The organism is Nonomuraea sp. B1E8 (genome assembly GCF_039871515.1).
In the GTDB taxonomy this organism is placed as follows: Bacteria; Actinomycetota; Actinomycetes; order Streptosporangiales; family Streptosporangiaceae; genus Nonomuraea.
Window position 1 is genome coordinate 377,855 of sequence record NZ_JBDPLS010000004.1, and the last position, 19,432, is coordinate 397,286.

At 72.0% G+C, this 19,432-nt stretch carries 17 protein-coding genes; 10 read left to right on the top strand and 7 right to left on the bottom strand.

What is annotated here, in order from left to right:
- Positions 1 to 12 precede the first annotated feature (12 nt).
- The 6 genes from ABGA98_RS16745 to ABGA98_RS16770 all read left to right on the top strand — a co-directional run bounded on the left by ABGA98_RS16745 (position 13) and on the right by ABGA98_RS16770 (position 6,948).
- On the top strand, positions 13 to 1,413 hold the full coding sequence (locus ABGA98_RS16745) for an FAD-binding oxidoreductase (protein ID WP_347619220.1): 1,401 nt from the start codon (positions 13 to 15) through the stop codon (positions 1,411 to 1,413).
- A gap of 194 nt (positions 1,414 to 1,607) precedes the next feature.
- Positions 1,608 to 3,143 (top strand): MFS transporter, encoded by a 1,536-nt coding sequence (locus tag ABGA98_RS16750; RefSeq protein WP_347619221.1) that lies wholly within the window; start codon positions 1,608 to 1,610, stop codon positions 3,141 to 3,143.
- 25 nt (positions 3,144 to 3,168) lie between these two features.
- Positions 3,169 to 4,308 (top strand): FAD-dependent monooxygenase, encoded by a 1,140-nt coding sequence (locus ABGA98_RS16755; protein ID WP_347619222.1) that lies wholly within the window; start codon positions 3,169 to 3,171, stop codon positions 4,306 to 4,308.
- A gap of 269 nt (positions 4,309 to 4,577) precedes the next feature.
- On the top strand, positions 4,578 to 5,546 hold the full coding sequence (locus tag ABGA98_RS16760; protein ID WP_347619461.1) for an acyl-CoA desaturase: 969 nt from the start codon (positions 4,578 to 4,580) through the stop codon (positions 5,544 to 5,546).
- 128 nt (positions 5,547 to 5,674) lie between these two features.
- The gene (locus tag ABGA98_RS16765) at positions 5,675 to 6,247 is read left to right on the top strand and encodes a hypothetical protein (RefSeq protein WP_347619223.1); all 573 of its coding nucleotides are present in this window, start codon (positions 5,675 to 5,677) and stop codon (positions 6,245 to 6,247) included.
- Between the two features lie 77 nt (positions 6,248 to 6,324).
- Entirely contained in the window at positions 6,325 to 6,948 is a 624-nt protein-coding gene (locus tag ABGA98_RS16770; protein ID WP_347619224.1) for a copper resistance protein CopC, read from the top strand.
- Positions 6,949 to 6,963: 15 nt separating this feature from the next.
- Here the strand turns inward: ABGA98_RS16770 and ABGA98_RS16775 are convergent, their stop codons facing one another.
- Positions 6,964 to 7,950: an aldo/keto reductase gene (locus ABGA98_RS16775; RefSeq protein WP_347619462.1), complete on the bottom strand. Its 987-nt coding sequence runs from the start codon at positions 7,948 to 7,950 to the stop codon at positions 6,964 to 6,966.
- Positions 7,951 to 8,119: 169 nt separating this feature from the next.
- On the opposite strand from ABGA98_RS16775, the gene ABGA98_RS16780 reads away from it, so the two are divergent.
- Positions 8,120 to 8,977, top strand: coding sequence for a helix-turn-helix transcriptional regulator (locus ABGA98_RS16780; RefSeq protein ID WP_347619225.1), 858 nt, complete (start codon positions 8,120 to 8,122; stop codon positions 8,975 to 8,977).
- A 12-nt stretch (positions 8,978 to 8,989) separates the two neighbouring features.
- On the opposite strand, the gene ABGA98_RS16785 is transcribed toward ABGA98_RS16780, so the two are convergent.
- The 3 genes from ABGA98_RS16785 to ABGA98_RS16795 are packed head-to-tail and all read right to left on the bottom strand — an operon-like array spanning position 8,990 to position 11,261.
- Positions 8,990 to 9,583: a pentapeptide repeat-containing protein gene (locus ABGA98_RS16785; RefSeq protein WP_347619226.1), complete on the bottom strand. Its 594-nt coding sequence runs from the start codon at positions 9,581 to 9,583 to the stop codon at positions 8,990 to 8,992.
- Between the two features lie 17 nt (positions 9,584 to 9,600).
- Positions 9,601 to 10,761: a cation:proton antiporter gene (locus ABGA98_RS16790; RefSeq protein WP_347619227.1), complete on the bottom strand. Its 1,161-nt coding sequence runs from the start codon at positions 10,759 to 10,761 to the stop codon at positions 9,601 to 9,603.
- Positions 10,762 to 10,769: 8 nt separating this feature from the next.
- Positions 10,770 to 11,261 (bottom strand): cation:proton antiporter regulatory subunit, encoded by a 492-nt coding sequence (locus tag ABGA98_RS16795; RefSeq protein ID WP_347619228.1) that lies wholly within the window; start codon positions 11,259 to 11,261, stop codon positions 10,770 to 10,772.
- A 225-nt stretch (positions 11,262 to 11,486) separates the two neighbouring features.
- On the opposite strand from ABGA98_RS16795, the gene ABGA98_RS16800 reads away from it, so the two are divergent.
- The gene (locus tag ABGA98_RS16800; protein ID WP_347619229.1) at positions 11,487 to 11,897 is read left to right on the top strand and encodes an ATP-binding protein; all 411 of its coding nucleotides are present in this window, start codon (positions 11,487 to 11,489) and stop codon (positions 11,895 to 11,897) included.
- A gap of 185 nt (positions 11,898 to 12,082) precedes the next feature.
- Here the strand turns inward: ABGA98_RS16800 and ABGA98_RS16805 are convergent, their stop codons facing one another.
- Complete coding sequence (locus ABGA98_RS16805) at positions 12,083 to 14,386, bottom strand: phosphoketolase family protein (protein WP_347619230.1); 2,304 nt, start codon at positions 14,384 to 14,386, stop codon at positions 12,083 to 12,085.
- 175 nt (positions 14,387 to 14,561) lie between these two features.
- Here ABGA98_RS16805 and pgi point away from each other — a divergent pair, with 175 nt between their 5' ends.
- Positions 14,562 to 16,205, top strand: a complete 1,644-nt coding sequence (gene pgi, locus ABGA98_RS16810; RefSeq protein WP_347619231.1) for a glucose-6-phosphate isomerase — start codon at positions 14,562 to 14,564, stop codon at positions 16,203 to 16,205.
- Positions 16,206 to 16,253: 48 nt separating this feature from the next.
- A complete protein-coding gene (locus tag ABGA98_RS16815; RefSeq protein ID WP_347619232.1) occupies positions 16,254 to 16,889 on the top strand; it encodes a LysE family translocator in 636 nt (211 codons plus the stop codon).
- Here ABGA98_RS16815 and ABGA98_RS16820 read toward each other — a convergent pair whose 3' ends face one another.
- Positions 16,890 to 18,263: an amino acid permease gene (locus tag ABGA98_RS16820; protein ID WP_347619233.1), complete on the bottom strand. Its 1,374-nt coding sequence runs from the start codon at positions 18,261 to 18,263 to the stop codon at positions 16,890 to 16,892.
- Between the two features lie 20 nt (positions 18,264 to 18,283).
- The gene (locus tag ABGA98_RS16825; protein WP_347619234.1) at positions 18,284 to 19,417 is read right to left on the bottom strand and encodes an aminotransferase class V-fold PLP-dependent enzyme; all 1,134 of its coding nucleotides are present in this window, start codon (positions 19,415 to 19,417) and stop codon (positions 18,284 to 18,286) included.
- Positions 19,418 to 19,432 lie beyond the last annotated feature (15 nt).

Consider the following 19,432-nt stretch of genomic DNA (forward strand, 5'->3'; position numbering starts at 1 on the left):
TTGAGGAGAGTCATGCAGGATCTGTCGCGACCGGAGCTGAGGTCGCGTGACGTCGGGGGACACCAGCCACGCTCCCTGGCGGGCATCGAGACGCCGCGCACGCTCGACGAGGTACGCGCGCTCGTCCGCCAGGCCATGACGGCCGGGCGCCGCCTCTACCCGATCAGCACCGGCAGGAACTGGGGCATGGGATCGGCCATGCCGGTCACCGACGACAACCTGGTCGTCGACCTCGGCGGCATGAACCGCGTACGCAGCCTCGACCTCGAGGCCGGCTTCGCGGTCATCGAGCCGGGAGTGACCCAGGCCCAGCTCGCCGAGGTGCTGCGCGGCACCCCCTGGATGCTGAACGTCACCGCCTCGTGCGCCGACACCTCCGTCATCGGCAACGCGCTCGACCGCGGCGACGGCTGCATCCGCTCCCGCGTCCACGACGTCGCCGGGATCGAGGCCGTGCTGGCCGACGGCAGCGTCGTCACCACGGGCGGGCTCGACCCCGCGGGACGCTACCACGGGCGGGTCGCCGGGCCGGACCTGACGTCCTCGTTCGTCCAGCACAACCTGGGCATCGTCACCGCCATGGCCGTCTCGCTCGTGCCGCGCCCGCAGACCATCGCCCTGGTGCACGGCCGCATCCCGCGCGACCAGGCCGGCGTCGCGGTCGGCGCGATGACCGGGTTCCTGCGCCGCGGCAACCCGGCGGAAGGGCTGATGCGGGTGCGCGAGCTGTCGCTCACGCCCGGCCACGGCGACTGGGTGCTGCCCGCCGGCGTCGACCCCTCCCTGTTCACCATCCTCGGGCCGCTCATGGGCAGCGACGCCACGGTCGAGCTGGCCGAGGAACTGCTGCGCAAGGCGCTGATCGAGGTCGAGGGCGCCGAGGCGCTGCGCGTGGTCGACGCCGCCGAGGTCGACGCCGGCGACCCGCTCCACCCCCGAGCGCTCATGGCGCAGGGCATCCCCACCTGCATGGGCGTGCACAACGCGCTCGGCGTGACCTCCTGCGACCAGATCGACGAGGGCCCGATGGGCTTCCTCGCGCTGCTGCCGCTGATGCCCATGCACGCGCGGAAGACCGAGCACGTCCTGGCCGCCCTGCAGACGGCCGTCGACGCGCACACCACCGCCCTCATGGTCGAGTGGAACCTGGTCAGCAGGCACATGGCCAACGGCGTCATGCAGATCTTCTTCGACCGCGGGGCGCCCGACGCCGCCTACCGGGCGCACCAGCTCCGCAACGACGGCAGCTGCGTCCTGCGGGCCAACGGCTGCGCCATCTACCGCTCCGACATCGACCACGCGGCCGCCGACGTCTGGTCCGAGACCAGCACCGCCAGCCTCGGCATGCTGCACCGGCTCAAGACGGCGCTCGACCCGGACGGCCTGCTCTCGCCCGGCCGGTACGGCGCCTGACCCCACCCGTCCGGCTCCGCCGTCCGCACAGCCGGAGTGTGCCAGGCGGCGGGGCGACCTGAGATCGACAGCGAAGATGGAGGGACCACGTGCGTTCGTCACCAGCGGCCGTCCGGGGAACGAGCACGGCCGGCGCAGACCGCCGACACGGCGTGATGCTGCGGCTGGTCGGTGCGGGTGTCATGTTGACGGTGATGGCCGACACCACGGCCACCACCCTGGCAGTCGGGGTGCTGCGGTACACGCCCGCCGGCGCGGGCATGCCGCTCGGTGACCTGGTCTGGCTGACCAGCGCGGCGTTCATCCCGATCGCGGCGCTGCTGGCCACCGCGGGCCGGTGGGCCGACCTGTTCGGCCGCCGGCGGGTGCTGGCCGTCGGCCTCGTGGTGTTCGTGCTGGGCGGGATCGCCGCCGTCACCGTGGAGCCCTGGTCGTACGTGCTGGCGGCGCGGGCGGTCCAGGGCGCGGGAGCGGCCGCCATGATCCCGGCCAGCCTCGGCCTGCTGCTGGGAGAGCTGCCGGAGTCGGAGCGGCGCGGCGCGATCGCGTTGTGGAGTTCCGCGTCCGGCCTCGGCTGCCTGCTCATGCAGGCGGGCGGCGGCTGGCTGGCCGCCTCCGTCGGATGGCGGGCGCTGTTCATCCCCGACGTCGTCATCGGCGTCGCGCTGCTGATCGCCTGCGCCTGGCTCCCGTCCGGCAGGCGGCCCGGCGCCAAGGGTGTCCCCGACGTGCTGGGCGCCTGGCTGCTCGCGGCCGGCATCGCGATCATCGTGCTGGCCATCTCCAAGGCGATGGCCTGGGGCACGGACGTGTTGTGGCTCGCGCTCGCCGCGCTGGCCCTGCTGGGCGGCGCGCTCGCGCAGGCCAGGCACCACCGGCTCCCCGCGATCGACCTGGCCCTGTGGCGGCGGCCCCGCTTCGTCTGGGGCTGGCTGGCGACCTGGGGCTTCGGCGCGCTGTCGTACGGGCTGCTGACCGTGCAGCCGCTCTACCTGCTGCACCTCGGCTACCCCATGCTCGAAGTGGCCATGTGGCTGACGCCCACGTCGGTGGCCGTCGTCGTGTCGAGCTTCCTGGCCGGGCGGCTCATCAAGCGCGTCGGCCCGTACGGGCTGATCTACGCGGGCTCCCTGCTCTGCGGCGGCGCCTGCGTGCTCGTCCTGGTGCAGTCAGGGCCCACCGTGTGGGGCCTGATCGCCAGCGTCGTGGTCGGGGTCGGCGTCGGCGCGCTCGCCCCCGGCACCTCCGTCGCCACGACCCTCGCCGCCAGCCCCCACCAGTACGCCTCCGCCGTCGGCTCGGCCACCATGGCGCGCATGGTCGGCGGCGCCGTGGGGGTCGCCGTGGTGTCGGTCGTCATCGACCACCCGTTCATGACCGGCCCCTTCGCCGGCCTCGCGGGCGCGCTGGCGCTGTGCGTGGCCATCTCCGTGCTGATCGGCGCTCTGGCCCTCACCAAGATCACCAAGATGCGCCCCGACCCGGGCGACGTCATGGTCAAGGTGCCGCGCAAGCTCCTGCTCGAACTGCGCATGACCCTCGCCACCGTCGCGGCGGAGGCGGACGCCCTGCTGCCGGTCGAGACCCGCACACCCCCCACCACCACCCCACCGGCCCTCCGGCCGGACGCCCAGCCGGTTCCCCCCGCGGACACCCGGATGGGCCGGGTCCCGCTGCCGCGGGCGGCCGGAACAGGCCCCCTCGCCGGCACCCGCGGGCCTGCGAACTAGTTCAACCTTCAGAAGGGCTCTCGTCATGGCAACCACATCGTGCGACGTGGCCATCGTCGGCGCCGGGCTCGGCGGCTGCTTCCTGGCCTTGTTACTGGGCCGCCGCGGACAGCGCGTCGTCGTCATCGAGCAGGGACCCTCGGTCCCCAGCGCGGGCGCCGACTTCCTCAAGCCCCCGGGCCAGCGCGTGCTCGCCCGCCACGGGCTGGCGGACCTCGTCGAACGCCATGGCCTCAGGCGTGACACCATCCGCTACTACCACGACGGCGACCCGATCAGGGAATGCCGCTTCCCCGACGGCGGCTTCCTCATCCGCCCCTACCGCGAGCTGGTCGAGCTCATCTACACCTCCTGCGCCATGGAGGGCGTCGAGTTCTGGTTCGACACGAGCATCGACGACATCGCGATCGGCGACGGCCAGGTGGAGGAGCTGACGCTCTCCGACGGCCGCACGCTCAGGGCCGGCGTCGTGATCGGCGCCGACGGCACCAAGTCGGCCGTACGCCGGGCGCTCGACATCGAGCAGCAGACGATGCCGTACGAGCGGCTGCTCATGCGGGTGGCCACCGTGCCGCTGACCGCCAGCGTCGCCCGGCTCAACCGGCTCTACCTCAGCTCCGAAGGCTGGCTCGCCTACCTCTACCCGCTCAACAGGGACCAGGCCAGGGTGTTCGTCGGCCTGCCGCCGGAGGACGACAAGGAGATCTTCCAGGACGGCATCCCCGTCCTCATCGACACCTTGAAGAAGTTCGTCACCGACAGCTCGGACGCCTTCAACGCCCTGCAGCCCGCCACCTGGCAGCGGATCAAGGTCTCGTCGCTGCGCGTGGCCGCCTACCACAAGGGCAACGCCGCGCTGCTCGGATCCGCCGCCTTCGCCTGCCACCCGATGACGGGCATGGGCATGAGCTACACGCTGCACGACGCCGAGATCCTGGCCGACGTCATCTGCACGGCCGGCGGCGACCCCGGCCTGCTCGACCGGCTGCTCTACGCCCGCTACGAGCCCCGCAGGCACGCGCACAGGGAGCTCATCGACTACGGCGACGCGCTGGCCGCCACCTTCCGCGACCGGGCCGCCTATCTCGGGGCCTTCCGCCCCGACCTGCACGTGTACGGCGACGCCGCCGCGCCCGAGGAGGTGCCGGCCCCGCAACCTATCTGAGCCGGGCGTCCCCGCCGCCCGCCCCACCCCGGAGGGCACGGCAGCCCAGGCCCAGGCGGCGGGGACGTCGTCCCGGCGTCCGTGGTAGGGCCTGCCCTACCACGGGAAAGGGTGACAGCGGGGGTCACACCCGGTCGCATCGTCCGCGATGCTGTAGGTAATCCCCGTACGACGCCTCAGCATCGGAGAAGACTTTGACCGTGGTGGACACGTCCCGTGCCCGGCCATCAGGAGAGAGAGGAAGCGACTTCGCCAAGCTGGCGCGCCGTATGGCGCAGGAGGGCCTGCTGGAGAAGCGGCCAGGCTACTACGCGGCAAGGATCACCCTGGTCGCCGGCCTGTTCGCGGGAAGCTGGGCGCTGTTCGCCTGGGTCGGCGACTCGTGGTGGCAGCTCGCCGTCGCGGTCCTCATGGCCGTGGCGTTCGGGCAGGTCACCCTGCTGGCCCACGACCTCGCGCACGGGCAGATCTCCCGCTCGCGGCGCACCAGCAGGATCGCCGGGCTGATCACCGGCAACCTCGCCATCGGGCTCAGCTACGGCTGGTGGATGGACAAGCACACCCGCCACCACGCCAACCCCAACCACGAGGACCACGACCCCGACGTCTCGCCCGACTTCCTGCTCTGGTCGGAGAAGCAGGCCGAGGCCAGCCGGGGGCTGCCCAGGTTCGTGGGCCGCTGGCAGGCGTTCCTGTTCTTTCCGCTGCTCACCCTCGAAGGGCTGAACCTGAAGGTGTCGAGCTTCCGCGCGCTGCGCAGGAAGTCGCTGAAGAACAGGAGACTCGAAGGGCTGCTGCTGACCGGCCACGTGCTGGCCTACGCGGGCGCGCTGCTGCTGGTGCTGCCGCCCGGCCTGGCGCTGGCCTTCCTCGCCGTGCACCAGGCGTGCTACGGCGTCTACCTCGGCTGCACGTTCGCGCCCAACCACAAGGGCATGCCGGTGCTCACCGCCGAGGACGAGCTGGACTTCCTCCGGCGCCAGGTGCTGACCTCCCGCAACGTCCGCGGCGGCCGCCTGGTCAACACCGCGCTCGGCGGCCTGAACTACCAGATCGAGCACCACCTCTTCCCCAGCATGCCCACCGCGAACCTGCGCAAGGCGCAGCCCATCGTCAGGGACTACTGCGAGTCGCTCGGCATCGACTACGTCGAATGCGGCCTCTTCCGGTCCTGGGGGCAGGCACTGCGCCACCTGCACGAGGTGGGCCGGCCCCTCCGGGCGACCGCCAGGGACTGACGGCCCGGTCCCCGCGAGGCGCCGGATGGCGGAACGCGGGACCCGCCAGGGCCTGACGGCCCGACCGGCGAGGCGCCGCGGGCGGTGAGAACGCGGGACCGGCCGGCCCCTGTGTAAGGATGGCGGCTGTGCCCCTTCCGTCATCACCCGCGCTCCCGGCGGCGGCCGGGCTGCGGCTCGCGCGGGCCGTCGTGTTCGCGGCCGCCTGCGGCGCGATGTCGGCGGGCGGGCACGCGCTGGCGGGCGGCGGGCCGGTGCCGCTCCCGGTCCACGGCGCCGCGGTGCTGGCGGCGCTCGGCCTGGCCTACCTGATCGACGGTCGCGAGCGCGGGCCCGTGGCGGTGCTCGCCGCGACCACGGGCACCCAGATGGTGCTGCACCAGCTCTTCGAGCGGCTGGCCCCCGCCCCCGCGTCCGAGCTCGCGCACGCGCACCCGGGGCCGGGCATGGCGCTGGTCCATCTCACGGTGGCGGCGCTGACGGCGTGGTGGCTGCACCGCGGCGAGCGCGCGTTGTGGCTCATGATCCGCCTGTACGCCACGCCGCCGCCGGTCATCCGGCTGCTCGTCGCCGCCCCCGTGGAGGTCGCCCTGCCGTCATGGCGGCCCTCCACCCCCGGCGTCCCCGCGTACACGGGGGAGATCGTCTCCGGAACGGTCAGCAGGCGCGGCCCGCCCCGAAAGGTCCAGCGTTCACGCTGAAGCCCGCCGCCCTGCCAGCATCCGGACGCCGGCGCCACGGGCGCGGTCGTCCGGGAGACCCTTTCCGGAGACCTGTCATGGCATTCCCGCCACCCACCATCCGCACATCACGCATCCGCAAGGCGGCCGTGCTCGCGGCGTTCGCCTGCCTGCTCGCCCTCGTCCTTCCCGCCGCGCCCGCCCACGCCCACGACACGCTCAAGAGCAGCTCGCCCGCCAAGGACGCCGAGGTGTCCGCGATCGAGGAGATCGAGCTCGAATACACCGCGACGGTCAAGTTCCCGTTCGTCGTGCTGCGCGACGCGGCGGGCGAGCAGGTCGGGCTCGGCGAGCCCCGGCTCGACGGGCCGAAGGTGTCCGCCGCCGTTCCGCAGCCGCTCGCCCCCGGCTCGTACGTGATCGCCTGGCGGGTCGTCTCCTCCGACGGCCACCCCATCGAGGGGGAGATCCCCTTCACCGTGAAGGGCGCGGCCGCCACCTCGTCCGCACCGCCTTCTCCCGCCCCCGCTTCCGCCGAGCCGGCCTCTTCCGGGCCCGCCACCGCGACCGGGCAGGACGCAGCCGCCTCCTCGGAGACGGCGGCGTCCGGCGTGCCCGCCTGGATCTGGGTCGCGCTGGCGGTGCTCGTCGTGCTCGGCGCGGTCGTCGCGCTCAGGGCCGCGCGCCGCCGCCCCGGAGGAGAGCAGCCGGATGCTCAGTGAAACAGGCCGGACACGTCACCGGCCGTCGAGGCGGTCGACGGCGTCGCCGTAGATGCCGGGGCTGCGGTCCACCTCGCCGATGAAGTCGCCGGGGAAACCCAGCTCGAAGCCGACCGCCGACTCCAGCCGCCGCACCGCCTCGCCGGGCAGCTCCACCTCGGTCGCCCCCAGGTTGTCCTTGAGCTGCTCGGCGCTGCTCGCGCCGAGGATCGGGTGCACCCCGCGCCGCAGCACCCACGCGATGGCCACCTGCGAGGCGGTGACGCCCAGCTCGGCGGCCACCTCCGTCACGGCAAGCGCCGCCGTACGGTCCCGCTCGGTGAGGGAGCCGGGCGACAGCCGCGACGCCGCCGCGTCCGGCGCGTTGTAGCGGCCCGACAGCACCCCGCGCGCGAGCACCCCCCACGCCGCCACGCTCATCCCGTACGCCTGCGCCATCGGCAGCAGCTCCCGCTCCACGTCCCTCGACAGCAGGCTGTACGGCACCTGCAACCCGGCGAACGGAGTCCACCCGCGCCACTCGGCCAGCGTGTTGGCCCGGCTCACCACCCAGGCGGGGGCGTCGGAGATGCCGGCGTAGAGCACCTTGCCCGCACTGACGGCGTCGTCCAGCGCCCGCATCGTCTCCTCGACCGGGGTGTGCCGGTCCCAGACGTGCACCCAGAAGAGGTCGATGTAGTCGGTGCGCAGCCGCCGCAGGCTCTGCTCCAGCGACCGGACCAGGCTCTTGCGGTGGTTGCCCGCGGCGTTCGGGTCGGTGCCGTCGATGGTGCCGGTGTACTTCGTGGCCAGGACGTAGCGGTCGCGGCGGCCCTGGAGCAGCCGGCCGACGACGTTCTCGCTCTCGCCGTACATGGAGGCGGTGTCCACGACGTTGCCGCCGGCGTCGGCGTACAGGTCGAAGATGCGCCGCACCTCCGGGGACGCCTCGCCGTAGGTCATCGCGCCGAGGAACAGCTGGGAGACCCTGAGCCCGGTACGGCCCAGCAGACGGTAACGCATCATGGGAGCACCCTCCCGGCACGCACGGCCGGCGCTCCGGCTTTCGATCGAGTCGTGGACGTCATGCGCACCACCCTCCCGGAAACCGGACGGCCGAGGGAGACCGTGCCGGGACTGGCCCTGCCGGGGCCACGATAGGGCGAGGCGGATGTTCCGTACACTCGGGCACGTGAGCGACAACGAGCTGGGCGCCTTCCTGCGCTCCCGCCGCGAGGCCGTCAAACCCGCCGACGTGGGGCTGCCCGGCGGCCAGCGCCGGCGCACGCCGGGGCTGCGCAGGTCCGAGCTGGCGACGGTGGCGGGCATCAGCGTCGAATATCTCACCAGGCTGGAGCAGGGGCGCGACCGTAACCCGTCCACGCAGGTGCTCGTCACGCTCGCCGACGCCCTGCGCATGACGCAGGAGGAGCGCCTGCACCTGCGCAACCTGGCCAAGGTGGCCGGCGGCGGCGTCGCGCTGTGCATGTCGATGGGGCAGGAGCCCTCCCACGACGTGCGTCCCACCGTGCGCGCCCTGCTCGACCGGCTGGAGCCCGCGCCCGCCGCGGTGCTCAACAGGCTGGGCGACGTGATCGCCCACACCGAGGGGTACGCGCGGCTCTTCGGGCCCCTCGGCCTCCTGGACGCGGACCCGCCCAACGTGCACAGGTTCGTGTTCGGGGACGAGCGGGCCAAGGACGCCTACCCGGAGTGGGAGCGCGTCGCGGCCGAGCACGCCGCCCGGCTGAGGCTGGTCAGCGGCTACGACGACCTCTATGTCGACGACCTGGTCTCCGAGCTGTCGTTCGCGGCGGGGGAGGCGTTCACGTCGCGGTTCGCCGCCGTGCCGCTGACGCCGCCGACGGTGCCGGTGGAGCGGGTGGCTCATCCCGGCGTCGGTGAGCTGCGGTTGTCGCGCGAGACGCTCGACCTGCCGGACGGCGAGCAGAGCGTCGTCGTCCACCTGCCGGCCGGCGCCGGCACCGCGGGCGCGCTCGACCGCCTCGCGGGCCGGGTGACGGGGGCCCTGCACGCGGTGAGCGGCTGAGCCCGCGGCCGCTCACTCGCGGACGTCGAAGCCCAGCGCGGCGGCCACGACCGTGGCCTGGAACGGGTCGATGATCGCGCCGGTCATCGTGACCGTGCGCGGGTCGAGCGTGCTGAGGTCGCTGCCGCGAAGGTCGCACCTCGTCAGGTCGGCGCCGCGCAGCGACGCCCCCGTCAGGTCGGCCCGCCGCAGCTCGGCCCGCTCCAGCCGGGCGCCCGCCAGGTCGGCCTCGCGCAGCCGGGTGCCGTGGAAGGTGCTGCCCCGCAGATCGGCCCCCGCCAGGCCGGTGTAGGACCAGTCGCCGCCCTCGACCTTCAGCAGGCCGTACGTGCAGCCGTCGAACACGCTCCCGGTGAGCTTGCACCCGGTGAACGTGGCGTCGAACAGCGAGCACCGCGTGAACGTGCAGTTGAGGAACCTCGCGTCGATGTGCTCCGACACGTTGAACCGCACGTCGCTGAAATGGCACTCCTCGAAGGAGGATCCATGGTCGACCAGCTCCGTCATGTCCACGTCCTGGAAGAGAACCCGGCGGTGGCTCTCGCCGGTGATCTCGAGCGTGTCCCAGTCCGTGGACCAGACCGTCTTCTCCGTGGGGTGTGCCATGCGAACAAGCTAGCGGATCAGGCCCGCTTCGCGATGGCGGTGATGAGGGGCTGCACGGCCTTGGCCGCCAGGGGCCCGAACGCCGCCAGGATGAGCACGTACGCCGCCGCCAGCGCCCCGAGGTCGGGGTGGGCTCCGGCGCCCACCGCAAGGCCGGCGATGACGATGTTGAACTCACCGCGCGGGATGAGCGCGATGCCCGCCCGCGCCTGGCCGGCCTTGCCGATGCCGGCCCGCCTGGCGGCGTACACGCCCGTGAGCAGCTTGGTGATCATGCTGACCAGGGCGAGCAGCGCGGCCAGCCCCGCCACCGGCAGGATCTTCGCCGGGTCGGTCTGGAAGCCGAAGAACACGAAGAACACCGCGGCGAACAGGTCGCGCAGCGGCGCCAGCAGCGCCTGAGCGTCCTCGGCCAGCTCGCCGGAGAGCGCGATGCCCACCAGGAACGCGCCGACCGCCGCCGACACCTGCAGCTGCTGGGCGAGGCCGGCGACCAGCAGGGCCAGGCCGACGACCTTGAGCAATAACACCTCGGAGTTGGGGCTGGACACGAACGCCTCGATGAAGCGCCCGAACCGCAGCGCCACGACCAGGACGATGCTGACCGTGAGCAGCGCGACGCCCACCGAGATCGCCCCGCTCACCAGGCTCAGCCCGGCCAGCATGGTCGTCAGGATCGGCAGGTAGACCGCCATCGTGAGGTCTTCGAACACCAGCAGCGACAGGACCGTCGGCGTCTCCCGGTTACCGATCCACCCCAGATCCGACAGCACCTTGGCGGTGATGCCCGACGAGGTGGCGTAGGTGACGCCGGCCATGGCCACCGCCGCGACCGGGCCCCAGCCCAGCAGCAGCGCGATGATCGCGCCGGGCGCCGCGTTGAGCACCAGGTCGACGATGCCCGCGCGGGCGTTGCTCGTGAGGCTGGTGACGAGCTCGTCGGCGTTGTACTCCAGACCCAGCGTCAGCAGCAGCAGGACCACGCCGAGCTCCGCGCCGACGGAGATGAACTCCTCGCTGGTGGCCAGCGGCAGCACGCCGCCGGTACCGAACGCCAGCCCGGCTATCAGATAGAGGGGGATGGGGGAGATGCCGCCGCGCAACGCCAGCGCGCCCAACACTCCGAGACCCAGCAGTACCGCACCGAATTCGAGGAAAAGGATCGCGGTATGGTGCACCCGCGGCCCTACCCTTCTGCCAAAATGCCGGCGACCTCGGCCGTGGTGTCCTCGCTGCCGACGACGACCACGACGTCGTCACCGGTGAAGACGAAATCGGGTCCCGGGCTGGCGAAGACCTTGCCGCTGCGCACGACGGCCACGATGGAGGCGCTCGTACGCGTGCGCACACGCGCGTCCCCCATGGGGCGTCCCACGTACGGGGAGTCCGCCGAAATCGGCAGTTGCACGCTGACCAGGCCCTCGACCTGCTCGTGCAGTTGGTTGAGCCGCTGCACGATGCGCGGCGCCCCCAGGAGCTCGGCCAGGGTGTCGGCCTCCTCGTCATTGAGCTTGACCGTATGGCAGACGGCGTCGGGGTCCTCTTTGTCGTAGATCACGAGGTCCCGGCGCCCGGTGCGGTGGGACACGATGCCGACTCGTTGTCCTTTGCGCGTCGTGAAATCGTGCCGCAGACCGATGCCGGGCAGTGCTGTTTGTTCGACCTCCACCTGTCCCACCTGTTCAAATCCGCATTTTTCCGGACAACCCTACCAATGCAATACCCGCGCTATACCCGCGCTTACCGGCCCCGCCGGCCACACCTGCGAGAGCCGGCTCGCGGCCGGTCGCGCCCCCCGTCGCGTGCTGGACGGTGACTCGTGGGAGACTGCTCAGCGGCGCAACGTGACGAACCCGTTCGACGGACGGCCGGCCGGCCGCACAAGACCCCCGAGAGCAGAGGAATGGGCAGCAAGGAGGCGCAGCCGTACACCGTGGACACCCGGTTGCCGGAGGAGATGAGCAGCATCACGGCGTCGCGGCAGATCATCGGTGAGGCTCTGGCCGCCCGCGGCTACCAGGGGCGGCACGAGGACGTCCTCCTGGTGGTGTCCGAGCTGGTCACCAACGCGCTCGTGCACGGCGACGGCCCGCCCTCGCTGCGCATGCGGGCCGACGCGTCGGACGTGCGGATCGAGGTGGGTGACACCGGTGCCGGGCTGCCCCGGCCCCGCGAGCCCGGCCCCGGCGACGGCTGGGGGCTGCACGTCGTCAGGCTGCTGTCCACCGGGTGGGGCATCGCGCCGGCCGAGAACGGCAAGACGGTGTGGTGCGAGCTCACCGCCGACCTCACCCGGAGCCCGGCAGAGCTCTGATCCGCCCGCCGCTGACGTGATCCGTCCGTAAGCGCGGCCCGTCAACGATCCGTGCCCGTTTGTCAGGGGATCCGGCGCGGTGTCCTGCTCGGGTCCCGTGCTGACACGCCCGGCCAGGCCCCTGGGGGGCGCTCGTGGGGCGCGGACGTCGATGAGCTCGTACTTGATGGACGAGGAGCCGGTGTTCAGGACGAGGATGCGGTCGGCCACGTCCAGGACCTTATGTCGGCGGGGTCCTCGCCGTGCTCGCGCGTGTGGGCGCGGGCGCGCAGCCGCTCGTCGCTCATGTGCTGGCGCAGGTGCGCCTGGGTGGAGCCGAGCCCGGGAACACGGTCGATGACGTCCATGACCAGGTGGTAGCGGTCGATGTCGTTGAGCATGCACATGTCGAAGGGCGTGGTGGTGGTGCCCTCCTCCTTGTATCCGCGCACGTGGATGTTGTCGTGGCCGGTGCGCCGGTAGGTGAGCTGGTGGATGAGCGAGGGGTAGCCGTGGAAGTTGAAGATGACCGGCCTGCCCGTCGTGAAGAGCGTGTCGAACTCGGCGTCGGACAGGCCGTGCGGGTGCTCCGACCGCGGCTGGAGACGCATGAGGTCGACGACGTTGACCACGCGCACCTTCAGCTCGGGCAGGTGCTCGCGCAGCAGCGCGGCGGCGGCGAGCGTCTCCAGGGTGGGCACGTCGCCGGCGCAGGCGAGCACCACGTCGGGCTCACCTCCCTGGTCGGTGGAGGCCCAGGGCAGGATGCCGAGGCCGCGCGTGCAGTGGGCGATGGCCTCGTCCATGGTGAACAGGTCGAGCACGGGCTGCTTGCCGGCGACGACGACGTTGACGCAGTCACGGGAGCGCAGGCACTGGTCGCCGACCGACAGCAGCGTGTTGGCGTCCGGCGGCAGGTAGACCCGCACCACGAAGGCCTTCTTGTTGACCACGACGTCGAGGAAGCCGGGGTCCTGGTGGCTGAAGCCGTTGTGGTCCTGGCGCCACACGTGCGACGACAGCAGGTACGTCAGCGACGCGACCGGCCGCCGCCACGGGATCTTCCGCGACGACTCCAGCCACTTGGCGTGCTGGTTGAACATGGAGTCGACGATGTGGATGAAGGCCTCGTAGCAGTTGAACAGCCCGTGGCGGCCGGTCAGCAGATAGCCCTCCAGCCAGCCCTGGCACAGGTGCTCGCTGAGCACCTCCATGACGCGCCCGCCGGCGCCGAGGTTCTCGTCGGTGGGCAGCAGCTCGGCGTTCCAGGCCCGGTCGGTGACCTCGAACACCTCCTGCAGCCGGTTGGAGGCGGTCTCGTCCGGCCCCATCAGCCGGAACGTGTGCGGATTCCTGGCGATCACGTCGCGCAGCAGCCCGCCGAACACCCGCGTCGGCTCGGTCTCCTGCACGGCGGGCGACTTGACCTCGACCGCGTGGGTGCGGAAGTCCGGCAGCCGCAGCGGCTTCAGCAGCTCGCCGCCGTTGGCGTGCGGGTTGGCGCTCATCCTGCGCGGTCCGGCCGGCACGGTGCCCGCGATCTCCGCGGCCGGGCGCCCGTCGGCGTCGAACAACTCCTCGGGGCGGTAGGAGCGCATCCACTCCTCCAGCATGGCCAGGTGGGCGGAGTTCTCACGTACCTTCGCCAGCGGCACCTGGTGGGCCCGCCAGGTGCCCTCGACGGGCTTGCCGTCCACCTCGCGCGGCCCGGTCCACCCCTTCGGCGTGCGCAGGATGATCATGGGGAGGCGGTCGGCGTCGCCGGCCTTGTACGCGGCCATCTCCTCCCAGGCGGTGTCGAGCGTGCCGGCCATCTCGGCGTGGTCGGGGCCGACCAGGTGGGGGCGGTGGCCGTACCCCTCCATGAGTTTGATCAGCTCGTCCTCGGGGATGCGGGCGAGCACGGCCGGGTTGGCGATCTTGTATCCGTTGAGGTGCAGGATGGGCAGCACCACGCCGTCGCGGCGGCGGTCGGTGAACTTGTTGGCGTGCCAGCCGGCGGCCAGGGGGCCGGTCTCGGCTTCGCCGTCGCCGATGACGCAGGCCACGACCAGGTCCGGGTTGTCGAAGGCGGCGCCGTAGGCGTGCGCGAGCGAGTAGCCCAGCTCGCCGCCCTCGTGGATGGAGCCGGGCGTCTCGGGCGCGACGTGACTGGGCACGCCACCCGGGAAGGAGAACTGGCGGAACAGCCGCCGCATGCCCTCGACGTCCTGTGAGACGTCGGGGTAGCGCTCGGTGTAGGAGCCCTCCAGCCAGGCGTGCGCGACCGCCGCCGGGCCGCCGTGCCCGGGACCGGCGATGTAGATCATGTCCTGGTCGCGCTCGTTGATCACCCGGTTGAGGTGGGCGAAGACGAAGTTCAGGCCCGGCGTGGTGCCCCAGTGGCCGAGCAGGCGCGGCTTGATGTGCTCGGGCCGCAGCGGCTCGCTCAGCAGCGGGTTGTCCAGCAGGTAGATCTGTCCGACCGACAGGTAGTTGGCCGCCCGCCAGTATGCGTCTATATGCTCCATGCTCTGCTGCTTCCTCTGGAGAGCGAGCTGAATCCACTTTCGCCCGGCAAGGTGTGGGACATGACAGGAGTCCTGCGTACGCAAAAGGTCTCATCCGCCACGGGCGGAATCAACCCGGGAGGGTACGTGGTTACGGGACGATGGTGATCGGTTTGGCGACGCGAGGAGGAAGAGCGTGAACGGCGACATCACCCGGAGCCAGGAGTGGGCGGCCCTCGACAAGCACCATGGCGAGCTGGCCGGCAAGCAGCTGCGCGAGCTGTTCGCGGATGACCCGGGCCGGGCCGAGCGCATGACGGCGACCGCCGGCGACCTCTACCTCGACTACTCCAAGCACCGCGCCACGCGCGAGACGATCGACCTGCTGCTGGCCCTGGCCGAGCGGGCCGGGCTGCGCGAGCGGATCGCGGCCATGTTCGGCGGCGAGCACATCAACGTCAGCGAGGACCGCGCGGTGCTGCACGTCGCGCTGCGCATGCCCCGCGAGACGCGGCTGGTGGTCGACGGCCAGGACGTCGTGGCCGACGTGCACGCCGTGCTCGACAAGATGAGCGCCTTCTCCGGCCGGATCCGCTCGAAGGAGTGGAAGGGCGCGACGGGCAGGCCCATCGAGACCGTCGTCAACATCGGCATCGGCGGCTCCGACCTGGGCCCCGCCATGGCCTACGAAGCGCTGCGCGACTACGCCGACGCGGGCATCGCGGCCAGGTTCGTCTCCAACATCGACCCGGCCGACATCACCGGCGCCCTCGCCGGGCTCGACCCCGCGACCACGCTGTTCGTGATCAGCTCCAAGACGTTCACCACGCTGGAGACGCTGACCAACGCCAGGGTCGCGCGCCGCTGGCTGGTCGGCGCGCTGGGCGAGGACGCGGTGTCCCGGCACTTCGTGGCCGTCTCCACCAACGCCGCGAAGGTCGCCGAGTTCGGCATCGACACCGACAACATGTTCGGCTTCTGGGACTGGGTCGGCGGCCGCTACTCCTTCGACGGCGCCATCGGCCTCTCGCTGATGATCGCGATCGGGCCCGAGCGGTTCCGCGAGATGCTGGCCGGTTTCCACGCCATCGACGAGCACTTCCGCACGGCGCCGTTCGAGGCCAACATGCCGGTGCTGATGGCCCTGCTCGGCATCTGGTACAACGACTTCTTCGGCGCGGAGACCCGCGCCGTGCTGCCCTACAGCCAGCGGCTGCACCGCTTCCCGGCCTACCTGCAGCAGCTCACGATGGAGTCCAACGGCAAGTCCGTGCGCGCCGACGGCACTCCCGTGACCGCCGCCACCGGCGAGATCTTCTGGGGCGAGCCGGGCACCAACGGTCAGCACGCCTTCTACCAGCTGCTCCACCAGGGCACCCGGCTGGTGCCCGCCGACTTCATCGGTTTCGCCGAGCCCTTCGAAGACCGTGAGGGCATGCACGACCGGCTCGTCGCCAACCTGCTCGCGCAGACCTCGGCGCTGGCGTTCGGCAAGACGGCCGAGGAGATCGCGCGCGAGGGCACCGCGGCCGGGATCGTCCCCCACAAGGTCATGCCGGGCAACCGCCCCTCCTCGACCATCCTCGTGCCCAGGCTGACCCCGTCCACGCTGGGCCAGCTCGTCGCCCTCTACGAGCACATCGTCTTCGTCGAGGGCGCCGTCTGGGGCGTCGACTCCTTCGACCAGTGGGGCGTCGAACTGGGCAAGAAGATGGCGCTCGACCTTGCGCCCGCGCTCACCTCCGGCGAGCCGCCGCAGGTGAGCGGGGCCGCGCTGCCCGACCCCTCCACCGAGCGGCTCGTCCGCCGGTACCGCGAGCTGCGCGGCCGCCGAGCCTGAGTCCCCGCCCCGCGTCACCGGCCAGGCGGGGCACCTAAAGTGGACGCCATGACCTCTGTGGCGCAGCTTGTCGCTTTCGGTGGGGTGGTGCTGCTCGGCGCGATGTCGCCCGGCCCCGACTTCGCGGTCGTCGTACGCCGCTCGGCCGTCTCCGGGCGCGGCCACGGCATGGCGGCGGCGACGGGGATCTCCGTGGGCGTCTTCGTCTGGGTGGTGGCCGCGGCCACCGGCGTCGCGGCGCTGCTGGCCGCCTCGGCCATGGCGTTCACCGTGGTGAAGGTGGCCGGCGTGGCCTACCTGCTCTATCTCGGGGTCAGGGCGCTGCGCGCCGCCCTGCGCCGGGGCGGCGGCCTGACGCTCGACGCGCCCGACCCGGCAGGGCAGGGCACGTGGGCGGCGTTCGCGGAAGGGCTGCTCACCAACGTGCTCAACCCCAAGGCCGCCCTGTTCTTCGTGGCCCTCATGCCCCAGTTCCTCAGCTCCGGCGCCTCGCTGCCGGACACCCTGGTGCTGTCGGTGGTCGCGCTGGCGGGCACGGTCGCGTGGTTCCTGGTGGTGGCCACCATCGTGGGGACCCTGCGCAAGGCCTTCGCCAGGCCCGCCGTACGCAGGACCGTGGACGGCCTGACGGGCGCCGCCCTGATCGCCCTCGGCGTCAAGCTGGCCACCTCCGGCAACCCGTAGCTACCCCGGTGACGCCGGGCGGCGGGAGACGACGGCGTACGCCAGGCTGACGATCACGAAGAACGGCACGCCCGCCCACCACGCCGGCCGCAGCGACTCGATGAACAACGTCGAGAAGAGCACTGCGGCGAGGAAGAGCATCACGAGGCCCGACGTGACGGGCGCGCCCCAGAGCCGGACCGGTGAGGGCGGCAGCCCCTGCGCGGCGCGGGTACGCCGGAAGGCGTGATGCGTGAGGAGGATCAGCAACCACACGACCAGCGCGCCGAACACCGACACGCCGAACAGCGCCAGGTAGGCGTCGCTCTCGCTGGCCGCCGACACGACCGCGGCGAGCGCGAGGCCGAGCGCCGACAGCGCGAGCGCGTTGCGCGGCACGCCGGCGGCGCTGAGCCGCCCGGTCCAGGCGGGGGCGTACCTGTTGGCGGCCAGCGAGTGCATCATCCTGGTGGTCAGGTAGAGGTTCGTGTTGGCGCTGGACAGCGCGGCGGTCAGCACGACGAAGTTCATGACGGTCGCCGCGGCCGGGATGCCCGCGGCGGAGAACACGCTGACGAACGGGCTCTCGGTCACGGAGCCGCCCTGGGCGGTGGTGGTCCACGGCACCACCGTGAGCACGACCGCGATGGCCAGCACGTAGAAGAGGGCCAGCCGGGTGACCATGCGGCGGGCGGCGCGCGGGATGTCGCGCACCGGGTTCTCCGACTCGGCGGCGGTGACCGAGACGACCTCGGTGCCGATGTAGCTGAACAGCACGAACACCATGGCGAGGAACAGGCCGCTCATCCCGTTGGGCAGGAACCCGTCGTGCGCGGTGAGGTTCGAGACGCCGGTGGCGTCCGCGCCGGGCAGGCCGGCGGTGACGAGCAGCACGCCGAGCAGGATGAACACGATGATCGCCACCACCTTGATCATCGCGAACCAGTACTCGACCTCGCCGAACAGCTTGACCGCGGCGGTGTTCACGACGAGGACCACGGCCGAGAAGACGGTGACGGGCAACCACAGCGGCAACGACGGCCACCAGAACTGCACGTAGATCCCGGCCGCGATGACCTCGCCGCCGATGGCGATGACCTGGATCGTCCAGTACGTCCAGCGGACCACGAATCCGGCCCACGGGCCGAGGTACCGGTGTGCGATGACGCCGAAGGCGCCGGCCTCGGGGTGGACGACGACCATCTCGGCCAGCGACCAGCCGATCACCAGGGCGACGCCCGCGCAGATGATGTAGGCGACGATGGTCGCGGGGCCGGCCTGGGAGATCGCCAGGCTGGAGCCGAGGAAGAGCCCGGTGCCGATCGCGCCGCCCAGCCCGATCATGGTGAGCTGGCGCCCGGTCAGCCTGCGTCGCAGTCCGGATGCGTTGTCCACAAGAGACCTCTCGGGGGTGATCAGGCCCGGCGGCAGGCGCTGATGGCTTCGACGGCCGCGTCCACGTCGGACCGGTCGTTGTAGTAGTGGAAGGACAACCGCAGCAGGCCGCCCCGCGGCGCGGTCCAGATGCGGCGCTCGGCCAGCCTGGCCGCCAGCCGGGCCGGGTCGTCGTCGGCGATGGCCACCTGCGCGCCGCGTGCCCCAGCCGGGCTCGCCACGCGCTCGCCGGCCGCCGTCAGCCGCTCCGCCATCTCCTTGACCAGGGCGGACACGTGCGTGTCCACGGCCTCCATGTCGACCCGTTCGATGAGGTCGAACCCGGCGTTGGCCGCGTAGGCGGACGGGATGGGCGGCGTGCCGGTCTCGAAGCGCTGGGCGCCGGCGGGGAAGTCGAGCAGCCGGGGGTCGAAGGCGAACGGGTCGGTGCGGCCGAACCAGCCGGTGAGCTCGGGCTCGCGCTGCTGCTCCATGCCGCCGCGTACGTAGAGGAACGCGATGCCGGGCAGGCCGAGCAGGTATTTGAGCGACCCGGCCGCCAGGTAGTCGCAGCCGAGCCGTTTCACGTCGATCGGGGTGACGCCGGCGCCCTGGTAGGCGTCCACGAACACGCGCGCGCCCTTCTCGTGCGCCAGGCGGACGACGTCCTCGACCGGGAGGCGGGCGCCGTTGCGGTAGGTGTGCAGCGGCACCGACACCAGGTTGACGCTCTCGTCGACGACCTGCTCGTACGCCTCGGCTGTGACGTTCTCGCCGGTGTCGGCGGCCACCCTGACCATGGCGCCGCGCCCGCGCTGGGCCAGCCACACGTGGGCGATGGACGGGAACTCCAGGTCGTTGGTGACGAGGCCGGGACGGCGCGACCAGTCGAGCGACGAGGCGGCCTGGAAGGCGGCCTCCGAGGCGCACGACAGGACGGCCACCTCGTCCGGCTCGGCGCCGATGAGCCGGGCGAACCGCCGCCTGGCGCGGCCGACCTCCCCCATCCACGCCTCCCAGGGGGCGCCCGCGTCGCGCAGCGTGTGGCCGATCTCCTGGAGCGCGTACGCGAGCCGCGACGACAGGGCTCCCTGGCTGCAGCTCGCCAGGTGCACGGAGTCGGTCAGGGAGGGAAACTCGGCCCGGAACTGGGTGGCGTTCAGCAGATGCGACATTTCGGGCACCTTATC